The 16207-nt window shown below is 64.0% G+C and carries 15 protein-coding genes; 8 read left to right on the top strand and 7 right to left on the bottom strand.

What is annotated here, in order from left to right; genetic code table 11:
• Positions 1 to 154 precede the first annotated feature (154 nt).
• The 4 genes from gatB to gatC form a co-directional block, all read right to left on the bottom strand.
• Positions 155 to 1582, bottom strand: coding sequence for an Asp-tRNA(Asn)/Glu-tRNA(Gln) amidotransferase subunit GatB (gatB, locus tag DFO50_RS02180; RefSeq protein WP_112691956.1), 1428 nt, complete (start codon positions 1580 to 1582; stop codon positions 155 to 157).
• Positions 1583 to 1593: 11 nt separating this feature from the next.
• Positions 1594 to 1842: a hypothetical protein gene (locus DFO50_RS02185; RefSeq protein ID WP_028498496.1), complete on the bottom strand. Its 249-nt coding sequence runs from the start codon at positions 1840 to 1842 to the stop codon at positions 1594 to 1596.
• Entirely contained in the window at positions 1839 to 3290 is a 1452-nt protein-coding gene (gatA, locus tag DFO50_RS02190) for an Asp-tRNA(Asn)/Glu-tRNA(Gln) amidotransferase subunit GatA (protein ID WP_112691957.1), read from the bottom strand. The genes DFO50_RS02185 and gatA overlap by 4 nt, the downstream gene beginning before the upstream one ends.
• Positions 3291 to 3355: 65 nt before the next feature.
• Positions 3356 to 3643 carry an Asp-tRNA(Asn)/Glu-tRNA(Gln) amidotransferase subunit GatC gene (gene gatC, locus DFO50_RS02195; RefSeq protein ID WP_028498498.1) on the bottom strand — a complete coding sequence of 96 codons (288 nt, stop codon included), beginning with the start codon at positions 3641 to 3643 and terminating at the stop codon, positions 3356 to 3358.
• Positions 3644 to 3791: 148 nt separating this feature from the next.
• Here gatC and DFO50_RS02200 point away from each other — a divergent pair, with 148 nt between their 5' ends.
• From DFO50_RS02200 to DFO50_RS02230, 7 genes are all read left to right on the top strand, one after another.
• A complete protein-coding gene (locus DFO50_RS02200) occupies positions 3792 to 4835 on the top strand; it encodes a rod shape-determining protein (protein WP_028498499.1) in 1044 nt (347 codons plus the stop codon).
• A gap of 63 nt (positions 4836 to 4898) precedes the next feature.
• Positions 4899 to 5804: a rod shape-determining protein MreC gene (gene mreC, locus DFO50_RS02205; protein WP_107888865.1), complete on the top strand. Its 906-nt coding sequence runs from the start codon at positions 4899 to 4901 to the stop codon at positions 5802 to 5804.
• A gap of 4 nt (positions 5805 to 5808) precedes the next feature.
• Positions 5809 to 6306 carry a rod shape-determining protein MreD gene (mreD, locus tag DFO50_RS02210; protein WP_107888866.1) on the top strand — a complete coding sequence of 166 codons (498 nt, stop codon included), beginning with the start codon at positions 5809 to 5811 and terminating at the stop codon, positions 6304 to 6306.
• Between the two features lie 4 nt (positions 6307 to 6310).
• On the top strand, positions 6311 to 8368 hold the full coding sequence (gene mrdA, locus DFO50_RS02215) for a penicillin-binding protein 2 (protein ID WP_051528714.1): 2058 nt from the start codon (positions 6311 to 6313) through the stop codon (positions 8366 to 8368).
• A gap of 1 nt (position 8369) precedes the next feature.
• Positions 8370 to 9482 (top strand): rod shape-determining protein RodA, encoded by a 1113-nt coding sequence (gene rodA / locus DFO50_RS02220; protein WP_112691958.1) that lies wholly within the window; start codon positions 8370 to 8372, stop codon positions 9480 to 9482.
• Positions 9483 to 9572: 90 nt separating this feature from the next.
• A complete protein-coding gene (locus DFO50_RS02225) occupies positions 9573 to 10355 on the top strand; it encodes a transporter substrate-binding domain-containing protein (RefSeq protein ID WP_112692034.1) in 783 nt (260 codons plus the stop codon).
• A 61-nt stretch (positions 10356 to 10416) separates the two neighbouring features.
• Positions 10417 to 11076: an amino acid ABC transporter permease gene (locus DFO50_RS02230; protein ID WP_028498504.1), complete on the top strand. Its 660-nt coding sequence runs from the start codon at positions 10417 to 10419 to the stop codon at positions 11074 to 11076.
• Positions 11077 to 11517: 441 nt separating this feature from the next.
• On the opposite strand, the gene ccsB is transcribed toward DFO50_RS02230, so the two are convergent.
• The 3 genes from ccsB to DFO50_RS02245 all read right to left on the bottom strand — a co-directional run bounded on the left by ccsB (position 11518) and on the right by DFO50_RS02245 (position 15421).
• Positions 11518 to 12663, bottom strand: a complete 1146-nt coding sequence (gene ccsB / locus DFO50_RS02235) for a c-type cytochrome biogenesis protein CcsB (RefSeq protein WP_028498505.1) — start codon at positions 12661 to 12663, stop codon at positions 11518 to 11520.
• 23 nt (positions 12664 to 12686) lie between these two features.
• Positions 12687 to 14699, bottom strand: coding sequence for a cytochrome c biogenesis protein ResB (locus DFO50_RS02240; protein ID WP_112691959.1), 2013 nt, complete (start codon positions 14697 to 14699; stop codon positions 12687 to 12689).
• Between the two features lie 101 nt (positions 14700 to 14800).
• A complete protein-coding gene (locus tag DFO50_RS02245) occupies positions 14801 to 15421 on the bottom strand; it encodes a cytochrome c (RefSeq protein ID WP_028498507.1) in 621 nt (206 codons plus the stop codon).
• 93 nt (positions 15422 to 15514) lie between these two features.
• On the opposite strand from DFO50_RS02245, the gene yihA reads away from it, so the two are divergent.
• A complete protein-coding gene (yihA, locus tag DFO50_RS02250; RefSeq protein ID WP_028498508.1) occupies positions 15515 to 16162 on the top strand; it encodes a ribosome biogenesis GTP-binding protein YihA/YsxC in 648 nt (215 codons plus the stop codon).
• Positions 16163 to 16207: the final 45 nt, after the last annotated feature.

Below are 16207 nucleotides of genomic sequence, written 5' to 3' on the forward strand. Positions count from 1 at the left end.
ACCTTGCAGGACAAGTACTTAGGGGATTTGCTGAATGGGAAAAAACGGAAAGAATCAGCGGCTTGCTGCAGTGCCCACACGGCAAAAACAGTAAAAGGCCCCGCAAGGGGCCTCGTACTGTGGACTGCCGGGAAAATGACGAACGGTCAGCGCCTCAGGCCAGTTTCTGACGCAGGATCTCCTGCACCTGGCCCGGATTCGCCTTGCCGCGGCTGGCCTTCATCACCTGACCGGCCAGCGCGTTCAGCGCTTTTTCCTTGCCGGCGCGGAATTCCTCGACCGCCTTCGGGTTGGCCGCGATCGCTTCCTCGACCAGTTTTTCGATCGCGCCGGCATCGGACACCTGCTTCAGTCCGTCGCGTTCGATGATCGCATCGGCATCGAGTTCGCCGTCCCACATCGCGTCGAACACCTGCTTGGCCAGCTTGTTCGACAGCGTGTTGTCGGCAATGCGGACCAGCAGGCCGGAGAAGCGTTCGGCCGACACCGGCACATCGGCCAGCGTCTTTTCCTCACGGTTCAGACGCGCGGCGATTTCACCGGCGATCCAGTTCGCGGCCAGCTTGCCCTGTCCGGACAGCTTCGCCACCGCCTCGAAATAACGGGCGGTGTGCAGATCCTGGGTCAGCGCGCCGGCGTCGTAGGCGGACACGCCATAGGCGTCAATAAAGCGGGCCTTCATCTCGCCCGGCAGTTCCGGCATGTCGGCGCGCACGGCGTCGAGGTCGGCATCGGTCACTTCGAGCGGCAGCAGATCCGGGTCCGGGAAGTAGCGGTAGTCGTGCGCGTCTTCCTTGCTGCGCATTGCCCGGGTTTCGCCACTGTCCGCATCGAACAGCACGGTGGCCTGCTGGACGCGCCCGCCGTCCTCGATGGTGTCGATCTGCCACTGGATCTCGGCATTGATCGCCTGTTCGAGGAAACGGAACGAGTTCAGGTTCTTGATCTCGCGCCGGGTACCGAATTCGACCTGGCCAAACGGACGGATCGACACGTTGGCGTCGACGCGGAAGCTGCCTTCCTGCATGTTGCCGTCGCAGATGCCGAGCCAGGTCACCAGCCCGTGCAGGGTCCGCGCATAGGCGACTGCCTCGGCCGCCGAGCGCATGTCCGGCTCGGACACGATTTCCAGCAGCGGCGTGCCGGCGCGGTTCAGGTCGATGCCGGTCACGTGCTGGAAGGCCTCGTGCAGCGACTTGCCGGCGTCTTCCTCAAGGTGGGCACGGGTCAGACGCACGGTCTTTTCCGCCTCACCGACCCGGATCACCAGCTCGCCGCCCTCGACGATCGGCAGCTCGAACTGGCTGATCTGGTAGCCCTTCGGCAGGTCGGGGTAGAAGTAGTTCTTGCGGGCGAAGATCGACTTGCGATTGATCTTCGCGCCGATGGCCAGCCCGAAGCGCACGGCCTTTTCCATGGCGGCCCGGTTCATCACCGGCAGCACGCCCGGCAGCGCGATGTCGACCGCGCTGGCCTGGGTGTTCGGCGCGGCGCCAAAGGCGACGCTGCTGCCGGAAAAGATTTTCGACTGGGTCGAGAGCTGCGTATGCACCTCAAGCCCGATGACGACTTCCCATTTCATCGCTTCAGTACCTATTTTTCGTAGATTTCCGCAATCACCGGCACCGGCACGTTGTGGCCTGGCACTTTCGGGTTGCTCATCAGGATCTTCAAGCCCTGCCGCGCCAGTTCGACCAGTTCGCGTTCGCTGCGCACACGCACGAAATCACGCTCCAGGTGGGTCGGACTGGCGGCGAGCAGGCCGTCGCGGAACCGGTGCGGCGTCAGCACGGTGCCGATCGCCTTGCCGCGGCGCACGATATGTCGAAGCTTTTCGCTCACGACGCCGGCGCCTGTCGGTGCCAGTCGGTCGACTGCTGGAACTGGTGGGCAACGTTCAGCAGCTGTGCCTCGCGGAAATAGTTGCCGATCAGCTGCACGCCGATCGGACGGCCACTGGCGGCAAAACCGGCCGGCATGCTCATGCCCGGCAGGCCGGCCAGGTTGACCGCCAGCGTGTAGATGTCGGCCAGGTACATCGCGACCGGATCGTCACCCTTCTCGCCCAGATTCCAGGCCGGGGTCGGCGCCACCGGGCCGAGGATCACGTCGCACTGCGCGAACGCGGCACGGAAATCGTCGGCCAGCAGGCGGCGGATCTTCTGCGCCTGCAGGTAATAGGCATCGTAATAACCGTGCGACAGCACGTAGGTGCCCATCAGGATGCGGCGCTTGACCTCGGCGCCGAAGCCTTCGGCGCGCGATTTTTCGTACATGTCGGTCAGGTCGCGGTATTCGGCCGCACGGTGGCCGTAGCGCACGCCGTCATAGCGGCTCAGGTTCGAGCTGGCTTCGGCCGGGGCGATCACGTAGTAGGCCGGGATCGACAGCTCGGTCTTCGGCAAACTGACTTCGACGATGCTGGCCCCGAGCCGCTTGAGCTCGGCCACGGTCGCGTCAACCACCCGCGCCACTTCGGCATCCAGCCCGTCGGTGAAGAATTCGCGCGGCAGGCCGACCTTCAGCCCGGCCAGCGACTGGCCCAGCTCGCGGGTGTAGTCCTCGGCCGGACGGTCGAGGCTGGTCGAGTCGCGTTCGTCGAAACCGGCCATCACGTTCAGCATCAGCGCGCAGTCTTCGGCGGTCTGCGCCATCGGGCCACCCTGGTCCAGCGAACTGGCGAAGGCGACCATCCCGTAGCGGCTGACGACACCATAGGTCGGCTTGATGCCGGTAATGCCGCAGAACGACGCCGGCTGGCGGATCGAGCCGCCGGTATCGGTACCGGTGGCAACCGGCACCAGCCGCGCGGCCACGGCGGCGGCCGAGCCGCCGGAGCTGCCGCCGGGCACCGCGCCGTGATCCCACGGGTTGCGCACCGGGCCATAGAACGAGTTCTCGTTCGACGAGCCCATCGCGAACTCGTCCATATTGGTCTTGCCGACGGTCACGAAGCCGGCCTGCTTGCAGCGCGACACCACGGCGGCGTCATACGGGCCGATAAAGGTGTCGAGCATCCGCGATGCGCAGCTGGTCTTCATGCCTTCGGTGACGAACAGGTCCTTGTGCGCCAGCGGGATGCCGGCGAAACGCGGGGCCTGTCCGGCGGCGCGGGCCGCATCGGCCGCGCGGGCGGCGGCCAGCGCGACGTCGCGGTCGGCAATGGTGATAAAGGCATTGAGTGCCGGGTTGGCGCGTTCGATGCGGTCAAGCGCATCGGCAACCAGTTCGGCCGCCGACGCCTGTTTGCCGGCGAGCGCGTCGGAAAGCTCTTTTAGCGTGTATTCCATGTCGGAGCGGGCAGTATCTTGATATAAAGGGAGGCGGCCGGCACGAGGCCGGGCACGGTAATGCGTTATTCGATGACTTTCGGCACCAGGTAGAGGCCAGCCTCGACCTGCGGCGCCACGGCCTGGAACGCATCGCGGTGATCGGTTTCCGTCACGACGTCCGCACGCAGACGCAGGCTGACGTCCTGGGGATGCGCCATCGGCTCGACACCTTCCGTGTCGACTGCGCGCATCGCCTCGATCAATCCGAGGATGCCATTCAACTGACCTTGCACCGCCATCCGTTCCTCGTCGCTGACCCGGAGCCGGGCAAGCCGGGCAATCCGGGTGACATCTTCGGTCGTGAGCGCCATAAAAACCTCGTTAATGCCTTAATATTTAGAACTTTGTAGGGTATCATACCGCGCCGTTTCGCCCAAGCTTCCGCCACCGGCGGATTTGCCCCCACACACGGAATTTCGGGCCGTCGCAAAACGCGGCGTCCCTGATCAGGATTGTTACATGCTCCGTTCCATTACCGGTTATTTCTCTCACGATCTCGCGATCGACCTTGGCACCGCCAACACGCTGATTTACGTCACCGGCAAGGGCATCGTGCTTAACGAACCCTCTGTGGTCTCGATCCACCACGAGTCGAATTCGAACAAGAAGACCATTCTCGCCGTCGGCCTCGAAGCCAAGAAAATGCTCGGCCGCACCCCGGGAAGCATCTCGGCGATCCGCCCGATGAAGGACGGCGTGATCGCTGACTTCACCGTCACCGAGCAGATGCTCAAGCAGTTCATCAAGAAGGTCAGCCCGAGCCGCTTCCTGTCGTCCAGCCCGCGCATCGTGATCTGCGTGCCGTGCGGCTCGACCCAGGTCGAGCGCCGTGCCATCAAGGAATCCGCGCTCGGCGCCGGCGCGCGTCGCGTCGAACTGATCGAAGAGCCGATGGCCGCGGCCATCGGTGCTGGCCTGCCGGTCGAGGAAGCCACCGGTTCGATGGTGGTCGACATCGGCGGTGGCACGACCGAAGTCGGCGTGATCTCGCTGGGCGGCATCGTCTACTCGAACTCGGTTCGCGTCGGCGGCGACAAGTTCGACGAGTCGATCATCAACTACATCCGTCGCAACTACGGCATGCTGATCGGTGAAACCACGGCCGAAGAGATCAAGAAGACCATCGGTTCCGCCTTCCCGGGCGCCGAAGTCCGCGAGATGGAAGTCAAGGGCCGCAACCTGGCCGAAGGCATTCCGCGTTCGTTCACCGTGTCGTCGAACGAAATCCTCGAAGCGCTGACCGAGCCGCTGAACCAGATCGTGTCCGCCGTGAAGATCGCGCTGGAACAGACGCCGCCGGAACTCGGCGCCGACATCGCCGACAAGGGCATGGTGCTGACCGGTGGTGGCGCGCTGCTGCGCGATATCGACCGCCTGCTGCAGGAAGAAACCGGCCTGCCTGTGTTCGTTGCCGAAGACCCGCTGACCTGCGTGGTTCGCGGCTCCGGCAAGGCACTCGACAAGCTCGACAAGGCCATCGGCACCATCTTCACCAACGATTGATCCCTTTGCAGTCGAGACGGCCGGCCAGCGATGGCCGGCCACTGACGGCCCACAGACTGCCGCATGGACTTTTCCAGCCAACCGAGATTCTTTCGCCGCGGTACGACACCGCTGACCCGCCTGATTGCCTGCGGGTCGCTGTCGCTCGCGCTGATGGTCACTGACAGCCGCCTGCACCTGCTCGAGCATATTCGCGAGACGGTGGCGGTCGCCCTTTATCCGCTGCAGTGGCTGGTCAATACCCCGATCGAGGCAGCGGTGCGCGCCAGCGACTTCTTCACCGCCCAGGCGGTGCTGGAGCGCGAAAACCACACCCTGCGCAACGAACAGCTGATGCTGTCGGCCAAGCTGCAGCGCCTGGCCAATCTCGAACAGGAAAACCGCGAACTGCGCTCGCTCGGTGGCCTGAAGCCGCAAAAGCAGGGCCACGAGCAGTTCGCCGAAATCCTGTACCAGAGTCGCGACCCGTTCACCCGCAAGCTGATCATCGACCAGGGCGACCAGAGCGGCATCCAGCCCGGCATGCCGGTCATCGATGCCCATGGCCTGCTGGGTCAGGTGTCGCGGGTTGCCCCGCTGACCAGCGAAGTCACGCTGATCACCGAGAAGGATTCCGCCGTTCCGGTCATGGTGTCGCGCAACGGACTGCGCGCGCTGCTGTTCGGTACCGGCGGCGGCGTCGAAGTCCGCTTCCTGCCGTCCACCGCCGATATCGAGGCCAACGACCTGCTGGTCACCTCGGCCATCGACGGCACCTATCCGCCCGGCCTGGCCGTCGCCAGGGTGCTGAAGGTCGAACACAATGTTGGCGGCGCCTTCGCCCGCGTCATCTGCACCCCGCTGGGTGAAGTCGACCGCGGCCGCTTTGCGCTGGTGCTGCAGCAGCAGCCCGAGCTGCCGGCCCCGCCGCCAGAGCCGGTGCCGAAACCCCAGAAGAAGAAGAACCGCCGCGCTGGCGGCGACGAATAGGCCCATGGACAAACCGAGAGAACTGCTCAAGCCGATCAAGGCGCGCTGGATCCTGTTATCCGTGGCCCTGGCCCTGATCGTCGAGCTGCTGCCGCTGGGCGGCAGTACCCGCTTCCTGCCCGACTTCGCCGCGCTGATGGTGATGTACTGGTCCATCAACCAGCCGTCGCGTTTCGGCATCGTGCTGGCCTTTCTGGTCGGCATCGCCTGCGACTTCACCAGCGCCAGCGTCATCGGCCAGCACGCGCTGGCCTACACCTTCACCACCTACCTGATCACGCTGCGCCAGCGTCAGGTGGTCATGTACAACCTCGGCCAGCAGGCGCTGGTCGTGCTGGCGCTGCTGCTGCTGAACCAGGCCATCATGTGGATTACCCGCGTCGCACTGGGCAGCGCCCCGGTGGGTCTCGGTTATTTCACCTCGCCGTTCGTCGGCGCCCTGCTGTGGCCGCTGGTCACCAATATCCTGATCATTCCGCAGCGCCGCGGGCGCCCGGGCTGACGCGATGCTGTCTTTTCGACGCCGGTTCCGGTTCAAAGCGCTGTGGCGCGCCGACTCCCCGTCCGCCCAGCAGCAGGACAGCCAGTTCCAGATCCGGCTGGTCGTCGCCTTTGCGGCAATGGTGTTCGCGTTTTTCCTGCTGTTCACCCGCTTCGTGTTCCTGCAGGTACTGCAGCACGACCATTTTTCCACCCTGGCGCAGCAGAACCGCATTTCGCTGGTGCCGGTCGAGCCGAATCGCGGGCTGATTGTCGACCGCAACGGCGAGATCCTGGCGCAGAATTATTCGGCCTACACGCTGGAACTGACCCCGTCCAAGATCGACGATCTCGATGCCACCATCGCCGAAGTCGGCAAGCTGGTCGAGGTCACGCCGCGTGACCTGCGCCGCTTCCGCAAGCTGCTGGGCGAGTCGCGCAATTTCGAGAGCGTGCCGCTGAAGGTCAAGCTGACCGATGTCGAGATCGCCCGCATCGCCGCCCAGCGCTATCGCCTGCCCGGCGTCGACATCAATGCCCGCCTGTTCCGTGACTATCCGTTCAAGAACCTGCTGTCGCACGTGATCGGCTATATCGGCCGCATCAACCAGAAAGACCAGGACATGCTCGAGGAGACCGAGCAGATTTCAAATTATCGCGGCAGTACCCATATCGGCAAGACCGGGCTGGAAAAGGTCTACGAGGAAGAACTGCACGGCGTCACCGGTTTCGAGGAAGTCGAGACCGACGCCGGCGGCCGCGCCATCCGCACCCTGCGCCGCACCCCGCCGCGCAACGGCAAGATCCTGAAGCTCGCGCTGGATATCCGCCTGCAGCAGAAAGCCAGCCAGCTGTTTGCCGGCCGGCGCGGCGCGCTGGTCGCCATTGACCCGGCAACCGGCGGCGTGCTGGCCTTCCTGTCCGAGCCCGGCTTCGATCCGAACCTGTTTATCGACGGCATCGACAGCCAGACCTGGAAAGATCTGAACGACGACTGGAAGAAACCGCTGGTCAACCGCGCGCTGCGCGGCCTGTACCCGCCCGGCTCGACCTTCAAGCCGTTCATGGCCATGTCCAATCTGGAAGCCGGCTTCCGCAGCCCGGACTACGCGATCGCCGACCCCGGTTACTTCACGCTGCCGGGCAGCTCGCACCGCTTCCGCGACTCGTTCCCGAGCGGCCGCGGTTCGGTCAACCTGTTCAAGGCGATCCAGGTCTCCAGCGACACTTACTTTTACAAGCTGGCCTGGGACATGGGTATCGACCGCCTTGCGCCGCAGCTGGCCAAGTTCGGCCTCGGCACCCAGACCGGCATCGACCTCGACCACGAGGCGCGCGGCGTGCTGCCGTCGCGGGAATGGAAGGCCAGGCGCTTCGCCCGCTACCCGGAAAACGTGCGTCGCTGGATGCCGGCCGACGTGGTGCCGATCGGCATCGGCCAGGGCTACAACACCTACACACCGCTGCAGATGGCCAATGCAACCGCGATTCTCGCCAACGGTGGCAAGGTGTTCAAACCGCATGTGGTGCAGGAAATCATCGACCCGGCCACGCATGCGCCGACCCGGGTATCGGCACTGCCGATTCGCGACAACCATTTCAATCCGAAGAACGTCAATTTCGTCAAGGAAGCCATGGCGGCGGTGCTGAAGCCTGGCGGTACCGGGGCCCGCATCGGCGCCGGCCTGCAGTACGACATGGCCGGCAAGACCGGCACCGCGCAAGTGGTGCAGATCAAGCAGGGGGCCAAGTACAACGCCGCAGCCCTGGCCGAGCAGCACCGTGACCACTCGTGGTTCATCGCCTTCGCACCGGTCGATCAGCCGAAAATCGCGGTCGCCGTCATCGTCGAGAACGGTGGCTGGGGCGCCGCCGCCGCTGCGCCGATCGTCCGCCAGCTGGTCGATTTCTACCTGCTCGACAATGGCAAGACCCCGTTGATCCACCCCGGTGACGAGGTACCTGCGCCCGATGCCGAAGCGGCGGCCGCCACGCCGGCCAAACCATCGCGCAAGCCCGGCGCACCGGCAGGGAAACCGGCCGCCGCACCGCCGCGCGGTGTCGAAGAGGTACCCGAGGAATAACATGTCGCAATCCAGCAACCTGATCGGCCGCATCTTCGAGCGCATCAAGGCGCCGGTGGACGGCTGGCTGTTCCTGTTCACCATCCTGATCTTCATCGTCAGCCTGGTGGTGCTGTACAGCGCCTCGAACCAGAATCTGGACAAGGTGCTGAACAAGATGGCGTTCATGGCCATCGCCCTCGGCGTGATGTGGGCGATTGCCAACATCAAGCCGGAGCAGCTGATGCAGCTCGCGCTGCCCGGCTACCTGATCGGCGTCCTGCTGCTGGTCGGTGTGGCGCTGTTCGGCGAGGTGGTCAATGGCTCGCGGCGCTGGCTCGACATCGGCGTCACCCGCATCCAGCCATCGGAAATCCTCAAGATCATGGTGCCGATGGTGCTGGCGTGGTTCTTCCAGAAAAACGAAAGCAGCCTGCGCTGGTTTCACTTCGTGATCGGGGCGCTGATCATCGCCGTGCCGGTCGCCTTCGTGCTCAAGCAGCCCGATCTCGGTACGGCATCGCTGATCGCCGCCGCCGGCTTCTACGTGATCTTCCTCGCCGGCCTGCCGTGGCGCGTGCTGCTGATCGGCCTGCTGGGCTTTGGCGCCACGCTGCCGGTGATCTGGAACATGATGCACGACTACCAGCGCCAGCGCGTGCTGACGCTGCTGGACCCGACCCAGGACCCGCTCGGCGCCGGCTACCACATCATCCAGTCGATGATCGCCATCGGCTCCGGCGGCCCGCTCGGCAAGGGCTGGCTGGCCGGTACCCAGACTCACCTGGAGTTCATCCCGGAACGGACCACCGACTTCATTTTCGCCGTCTATGCCGAGGAATTCGGCCTGCTCGGCAACGGCATCCTGCTGGTGCTGTACCTGCTGGTCATCGGCCGCGGGCTGATGATCGCGGCCAAGTCCACCAATCTGTTCGGCCGCCTGATGGCGGGCTCGCTGACGCTGTCGTTTTTCACCTATGCTTTCGTCAACATGGGCATGGTGTCCGGCATCCTGCCCGTGGTCGGTGTGCCGTTACCGCTGGTCAGCTACGGCGGCACCGCCATGGTGTCGATCCTGGTCGGTTTCGGCATGCTGATGTCGATCCAGAAACACAGGCCACTGATCAAGCGCTGAGCGCCGACAGGACTGTTCAGGCACGCCGGGCGGTGATAATGTTCATCCGTTATTTTGCCTGGCGCAAATAGAACAAAAGGTTATATGAAAATGCGTAAATTCCTTGCTGTGCTGGCACTCGCCGGCCTGAGCACCACCACCCTGGCTGCCGACCTGCTCGATACGGTGCAGGCCCGCGGCACGCTGAAAATCGCCACCGAAGGCACCTACCCGCCGTTCTCGTTCAAGGACAAGCAGCAGCAACTGACCGGCTTCGATGTCGAGATCGGCCGCGAGATCGCCAGGCGCCTGAAGGTCAAACCGGAGTTCGTGCAGAGCGAGTGGAGCGGCATGCTGGCCGGTCTGCAGGCCGGCAAGTACGACATTGCACTGAACCAGGTGTCGGTGACGCCGCAGCGCCAGCAGATCTTCGACTTCAGCGTGCCGTACACGATTTCCAGCGCCCAGCTGGTGGTGCGCAAGAATGAAACCCGCGTCTTCCACTCGCTGGACGATCTGAAGGGCAAGAAGCTCGGCGTCGGCCAGGGCAGCAACTACGCCGACATGGCGAAGAAGGTCGACGGCGTCGAGGTCAAGACTTACCCGGGTGCGCCGGAATACCTGCAGGATCTGGCCACCGGCCGCATCGATGCCGCGCTGAACGACAGCCTGATGATTCCGTTCTCGATCAAGGAATCGCGCCTGCCGGTCAAGGCCGGCGCACCGGTCGGCGACCTGACCACCATGGCGGTGCCGTTCGCCAGGGGCAATCCGAAATTCAAGACCGCCGTCGACGCCGCGCTGAACGGCATGAAGAAGGACGGCACGTTCAGGACGCTGTCGGTCAAGTGGTTCGGCATCGACGTCTCGAAGGCGCCGGCGCACAAGAAGTAACTAGCGGGTACGCATGAGCGACACCGCCCGGTCGGGCGGTGTCGCTTTTTCGGGAGAAGAAATGAACTGGATGGAACTGCTGCAGACCGCGCTGCCGGTCATGCTGGCCGGGGCCGGCTACACCTTGATGTTTGCCGTGACCAGCATGGTGCTGGGGCTGGCGCTGGGCTTCGCCGTGGCGCTGCTGCGCGTCGCCCGGGTGCCGGTGCTGGCCCCGATTGCCGCCACCTATGTCAGCCTGATGCGCGGCACGCCGCTGCTGGTGCAGATTTTCGTCATCTACTACGGGCTGCCGAGCGTCGGCATCGAGTTCTCGCCGGTGCCGGCCGGCATTCTGGCGCTGACGCTGAATGTCGCCGCCTACCTGTCGGAATCGATGCGCGGCGCACTGGCCGGCGTCGAGCGCGGGCAATGGGATGCCGGGCTGTCGCTGGGCTTCACCTGGTGGCAAAGCATGCGCTACATCATCGCGCCGCAGGCGCTGCGCCTGGCCGTGCCCAGCCTCGCCAACAGCCTGATCTCGCTGATCAAGGACACGTCGCTGGTCTCGGTCATCACCGTGGGCGAGCTGATGCTGGCCACCAAGGACGTGATCGCACAGACCTTCCAGCCACTGCCGCTGTACCTGGCCGCAGCCGGTATCTACTGGCTGCTGAGTTTTCTGTTCGAGCGGGTACAGAAGCGGGTGGAAACCCGCCTCGCCGTCGCGCACCGGCACTGAGCCGGTACGTGCCGCTGGCGTCAGGCCAGCTCCGACCTCGCCAGCGTAGCCCCCTCATCTGCCCGGAGCAGACCAGCAGGCCCAAATTGAAACGAGCCGCATTGAGCGGCTCGTTGGCGAGGGTGGATGAACGTGTTAAAGAACGCTGTCTGTCCATGACGCGGTTTCAAACATGCCGGCGTTACGGGCCGGCCCCTCTGTTTCCCCGTGGTCGCGCATCGATATCGCGTGTACGGCGGCTGGGGACCCCGTGCGCGCTGGGCGCAGTGGCGCGGGTCGGTTTCCGCCCTGACTGGCTACGGGACTCACCATCATGCAACGACGGCCTGCACCGCCCTGCACTGTGTTTGTAGCCCGCTTCCGGCCTCTCCGCCAATGCATGGCAAATGAAAAACGCCAGCAATGAATGCTGGCGTCGTAAAGTGATGCTGGCCCGCCCGACTACAGCCCGCCGTAGGAATGCAGGCCGGTCAGGAACATGTTCACGCCGATAAAGGCGAACGTGGTCACCAGCAGGCCGATGATGGCCCACCACGACAGCACGGCACCGCGCCAGCCCTTGACCAGACGGACATGCAGCCACGCCGCGTAGTTCAGCCAGACGATCAGCGCCCAGGTTTCCTTCGGGTCCCAGCTCCAGTAGCCACCCCAGGCATCCGCCGCCCACATCGCGCCAAGGATGGTGGCGATGGTGAAGAACAGGAAGCCGACGGCAATGGCACGGTACATGACTTCGTCGAGCACTTCCGGCTTCGGCAGGCGACCGCTGAGCACGCCCTTCGCCGACAGCCGCTCGGCGATGCCGAGCATGGCCGACAGCGAGAACGCACCATAGCCGATGAAGTTCGCCGGGACATGGATCTTCATCCACCACGACTGCAGCGCCGGAATCAGCGGCTGGATTTCATGCGCGCCGCGGCTGAAGGCATACCAGAGGATGAAGCCGACCGCGGCCGAGATCACCATCAGCACGAATGCACCCATCTGCCGGGCCTGATAGCGGGCCTCGTAGTACAGGTACATCAGTGCGGTCACCAGACAGAACAGGATGAATACTTCATACAGATTGGATACCGGAATGTGACCGATATCCGGGCTGATCAGATAGCTCTCGTCCCAGCGCACGAACAGGCCGGTCAGGCCCATGACCGCGCCGGCCCAGGTCAGCCCGCTGCCGACCCGGGTGCCGAACTCGCTGCGTGCCAGCACGCCGACCCAGTACACCAGCGTGGCCAGGAAGAACAGCACGCACATCCACATGATCGCCGACTGGCTGGACAGCATGTACTTGAGCAGGAAAAGCTTCTGGCCATTGGCCAGGTCACCGTCATACAGCGCGATGGCCGCCACGGCCAGGGCGCCGCTCAGCGGGAAGAACCAGCGCCACGGCTTCCAGAACACGCCCAGCGCGATCAGGCCGACGGTACAACCGGCCAGAATCGCGTGTTCGTAGACGTCCATATAGGCACCGTACTGCGCGACGGCGATGCCGGCGGCGGCGATGATGACCAGCGCGTACAGTACGTCCTTGATCAGGCCGGTCCGCAGCGGGGGGCTGTCAGGCCGGTTCTTGGCTACGAGTTCCATCGGAAACGCTCCTCAGCAGGGGATTACAGGTGTTCGATGGCGTCGCGATGGCGATCGAAATCGCGGTCGAGATCGCTGGTCTTGCGGTTGGAGGCCATGGCCATCCGGCTGTTGCCCTCAGGCTGGATCAGCACCCACAGCCGCAGCTCGCGCACATAGAACATGAACAGGATGCCGGCCACCAGCAGCAGCGAGCCGAGATAGACCACGTTCTTGCCCGGCGAGCGCGTCATCTGCAACCCGGAGGCCTTGACCTCGTCAAAGCCGGTCAGCTGCAGGAACAGCGGCGAGCCATAGTCGCGGCTGGCGCTGTAGGCAACCAGACTGTCGAGCAGGAAGCGGTAGCTGTTTTCATTCAGCGGCAGCGGTTCCAGTTGCGCCTGGCGACGGGCCACGTCCTGCAGGTCGATGATCGCGCCCTGCAGGATTTTCACATAAGTCTGTGCCACGGCTTGTCTTTTCTCTTCCGGCACCTTCTGGTCGAGGAAGTTTTCCAGCCCGGCGAAACCCTGCTGCGAGAAGCGCGCCAGCACCCATTCGACGCTGCCGGCAAACTGGCGGGCAAGCGACGCGTCGATCGCGCCGCCGGCTTCCGCCTTGGCGGCCGCGCGGCGCGCCACTTCGCCGTACAGGGCCGGGTTCTGCAGCGCATTCTTCAGCCGCATGAAGCTGTCCAGCTTGCCCTCGGCATCCAGCGGATAACGCAGGAACGACATCGGGCCACCAACCTGGGTACGCACGCCGCTGACGATATAGCTGTGACCTTCGAGCTGGATCGGCGCCATGTAGGTCATGTACTCGAGCGCCTGACCCTGCGCATCGCGCAGCTTGAACTGGATGCTCGGGCCGAGGTTCTTCACCTGCTTGTCATGGTTGACCCGGCTGGCGTCGGCCAGCAGTCCCTGCAGGTTCTTCTTCACGCCCATCGCCGAGTTGTCGGCGACCGACTCGACGTTGAATGGCCGGAAATCGCCGAATTCCAGCGTATAGCGCTTGCCGTCGATGACCAGCGGCTGACCGTTCATCGACTTGCCGCGCAGTGTGACCGGCTTGTCCAGCGGACGGTTCAGGTCCCAGGCGGCAAATTCGAGCCCGGAGCCGCCATCGCCGAAGCTGGCCTGGTAGATCGACACGCCATCGATGGTCAGTGGGTGATTGACCTCGATGGTGGCAGTGGTTTCCTTGCCGTTCTGCTTGTCGGTCACCACCACATCGCTGGCGAAACGCTTCGGCATCCCGTTCGTGTAGTAGTCGACATGGAACTTCTTCAGCGTGACGATGAACGGCAGTTCCTGCACGAAGTAGCCGTTGCCGGCATTCAGGAACACCACGTCGGCCGACTGGTTTTCCGGCAGCGTGACATTGCCGCGGAACGACAGGTTGCCATCGCCGAGCCGGCTCTTTTCCGGCACCTGGCTTTGCGGCACGTCGCGGACTTCCGCGCTGGCGCGGCCGAACAGTTCGGCCAGTTTCAACGGCACGTTGCCGTCGATCAGGCCGCCGATACAGATCACCACCATCGCGATGTGGGCCAGGAAGTAGCCGAGCCTGTTGGCCGCGCCCTTCTTGGCCGCCAGCATCAGGCCGTCGTCGCGCTGCAGGCTGCGCACGCTGAAGCCCTGCGCTTTCAGGTAGGCCTCGACCTTGTCAGCCGGCAGCGCGCGCTCGATGCGGGCGCTGTGGGTCATGGCGGCCAGCGACTGGCTGGTCGCGCGTTCGCGGAAGGCCTTCATGTCCTTGATGAAGCCCGGCGCATTGCGCCAGATGCACAGCGTGGTCGAGGTGACCAGGAACACCAGGATCAGCAGGAACCAGCCGGAGTGGTAGACGTCGAACAGGCCGAGCGTGCGGTAGACCTCGAACCAGAACGAGCCGAACTCGAATGCATAGTTCGAGTACGGCTCGTTCTGCTTGAGGACCGTGCCGATCACCGAGGCGATGGCGAGGATGGTAAGGAGCCCGATGGCGAAACGCATCGAGCTGAGCAATTCGTAGAGGCTGGCGGCAAAGCCAGTCTGGCGGCGTTTGGACGTCATGGACCACACAATGTAAAGAGGGGGAGGCATTGACCTCCCCCTGTGTATCACGGCCGGATGAAAGCCGACTTAATCCGAATCAGGCCGTTTCATGCCCGGCCTCAGCGCAGGCCGGACACGTAGTTGGACACCGCCTTGATTTCGGTGTCGGACAGACGCGCGGCGATGTCGGACATCACCTTGTTGTTCGCGCGCTCGCCCTTCTTGAACGCAAGCATCTGCGCCTCGACGTAGCCTGCGTGCTGTGCGCCCAGATGCGGGTACTGGCCGGGGATGCCGGCGCCGGCGGGACCGTGACAGGCCATACAGGCCGGCACTTTCCGATCGGCAACGCCACCACGGTAGATCGTGGCTCCCGCCTTGATGGTGGTCTTGTCGGCGGCTTCGCGCGGCTTCAGCTTCTGCTCGTTGAAGTAGGCAGCCACATTGCGCATGTCATCTTCGGACAGCGTGGACGCCATCCCCAGCATGATGGCGTTCTGGCGCTTGCCCGATTTGAACTCGTGCAGTTGCTTGGCAATGTACTCGGCGTGCTGACTGGCGAGGGACGGATTGGCCGCCGCCACGCTGTTGCCGTCGGCGCCGTGACACGCCGCACACACTTGTTCGGCGATCACTTTGCCTTTTGCCGGGTCGGCCTTGGGGACGGCAGGGGCCGGGTTTGCCAGCGCGCCCGTGACCAGGGAGAGGCCGGCAACCGCCAACAGCATGTTGATTTTCATGGGTTCTCCTAGCGAAAGAAGTCGCAAATCCTTGGCGGACGTAGTATTTTCAAACCACTTATTCTATACCAAATGATTTTAAGCAGACTACCGATGCCGTTGTTCCAGAATGCAACTTTCTTTACCACCGTCAACCATATCAAGGATCTGCCCGATACGGCGGCCGAAGTCGCCTTCGTTGGCCGCTCGAACGCCGGCAAATCCAGCGCGTTGAACACCCTCGCCAACCGCACCCGGCTGGCCTTCGTCTCGAAGACGCCGGGTCGCACCCAGCATATCAACTTTTTCAAGCTGGACACCGGCGGCGAGGACTACCTGGTCGACCTTCCGGGCTACGGCTATGCCGAAGTGCCCGAAGCGATCCGCACCCACTGGGTCGAACTGCTTGGCCGCTACCTGCAAACCCGGGAAAGCCTGATCGGCCTGCTGATGATCATGGATTCGCGCCATCCGCTGAAAGACCTGGATGTGCGAATGCTGAATTTCTTCCGCGTGACCAATCGCCCGGTCCACATCCTGCTGTCCAAGGCCGACAAGCTGAGCCGCCAGGACCAGCAGAAGACCCTGGCCGCCGTCCGCCATGCACTGGACGACTACCCGGGGGTCAGTGTCCAGCTGTTCTCCAGCTCGAAGAAAACCGGCGTGGCCGAGGTCGAGGCCGTGGTGTCGGCATGGTTTGCCGATCGCCAGCCGCCGCATGACGACGTGCTGCTGGACGAGGAGCCGGACCGCGACGAATAAACGCCGCCTGCGCGACGGACGGCGGGCAGTGCCGGGAACTTTTCC

Source organism: Microvirgula sp. AG722, from assembly GCF_003269145.1.
Taxonomy (GTDB): Bacteria; Pseudomonadota; Gammaproteobacteria; order Burkholderiales; family Aquaspirillaceae; genus Microvirgula; species Microvirgula aerodenitrificans.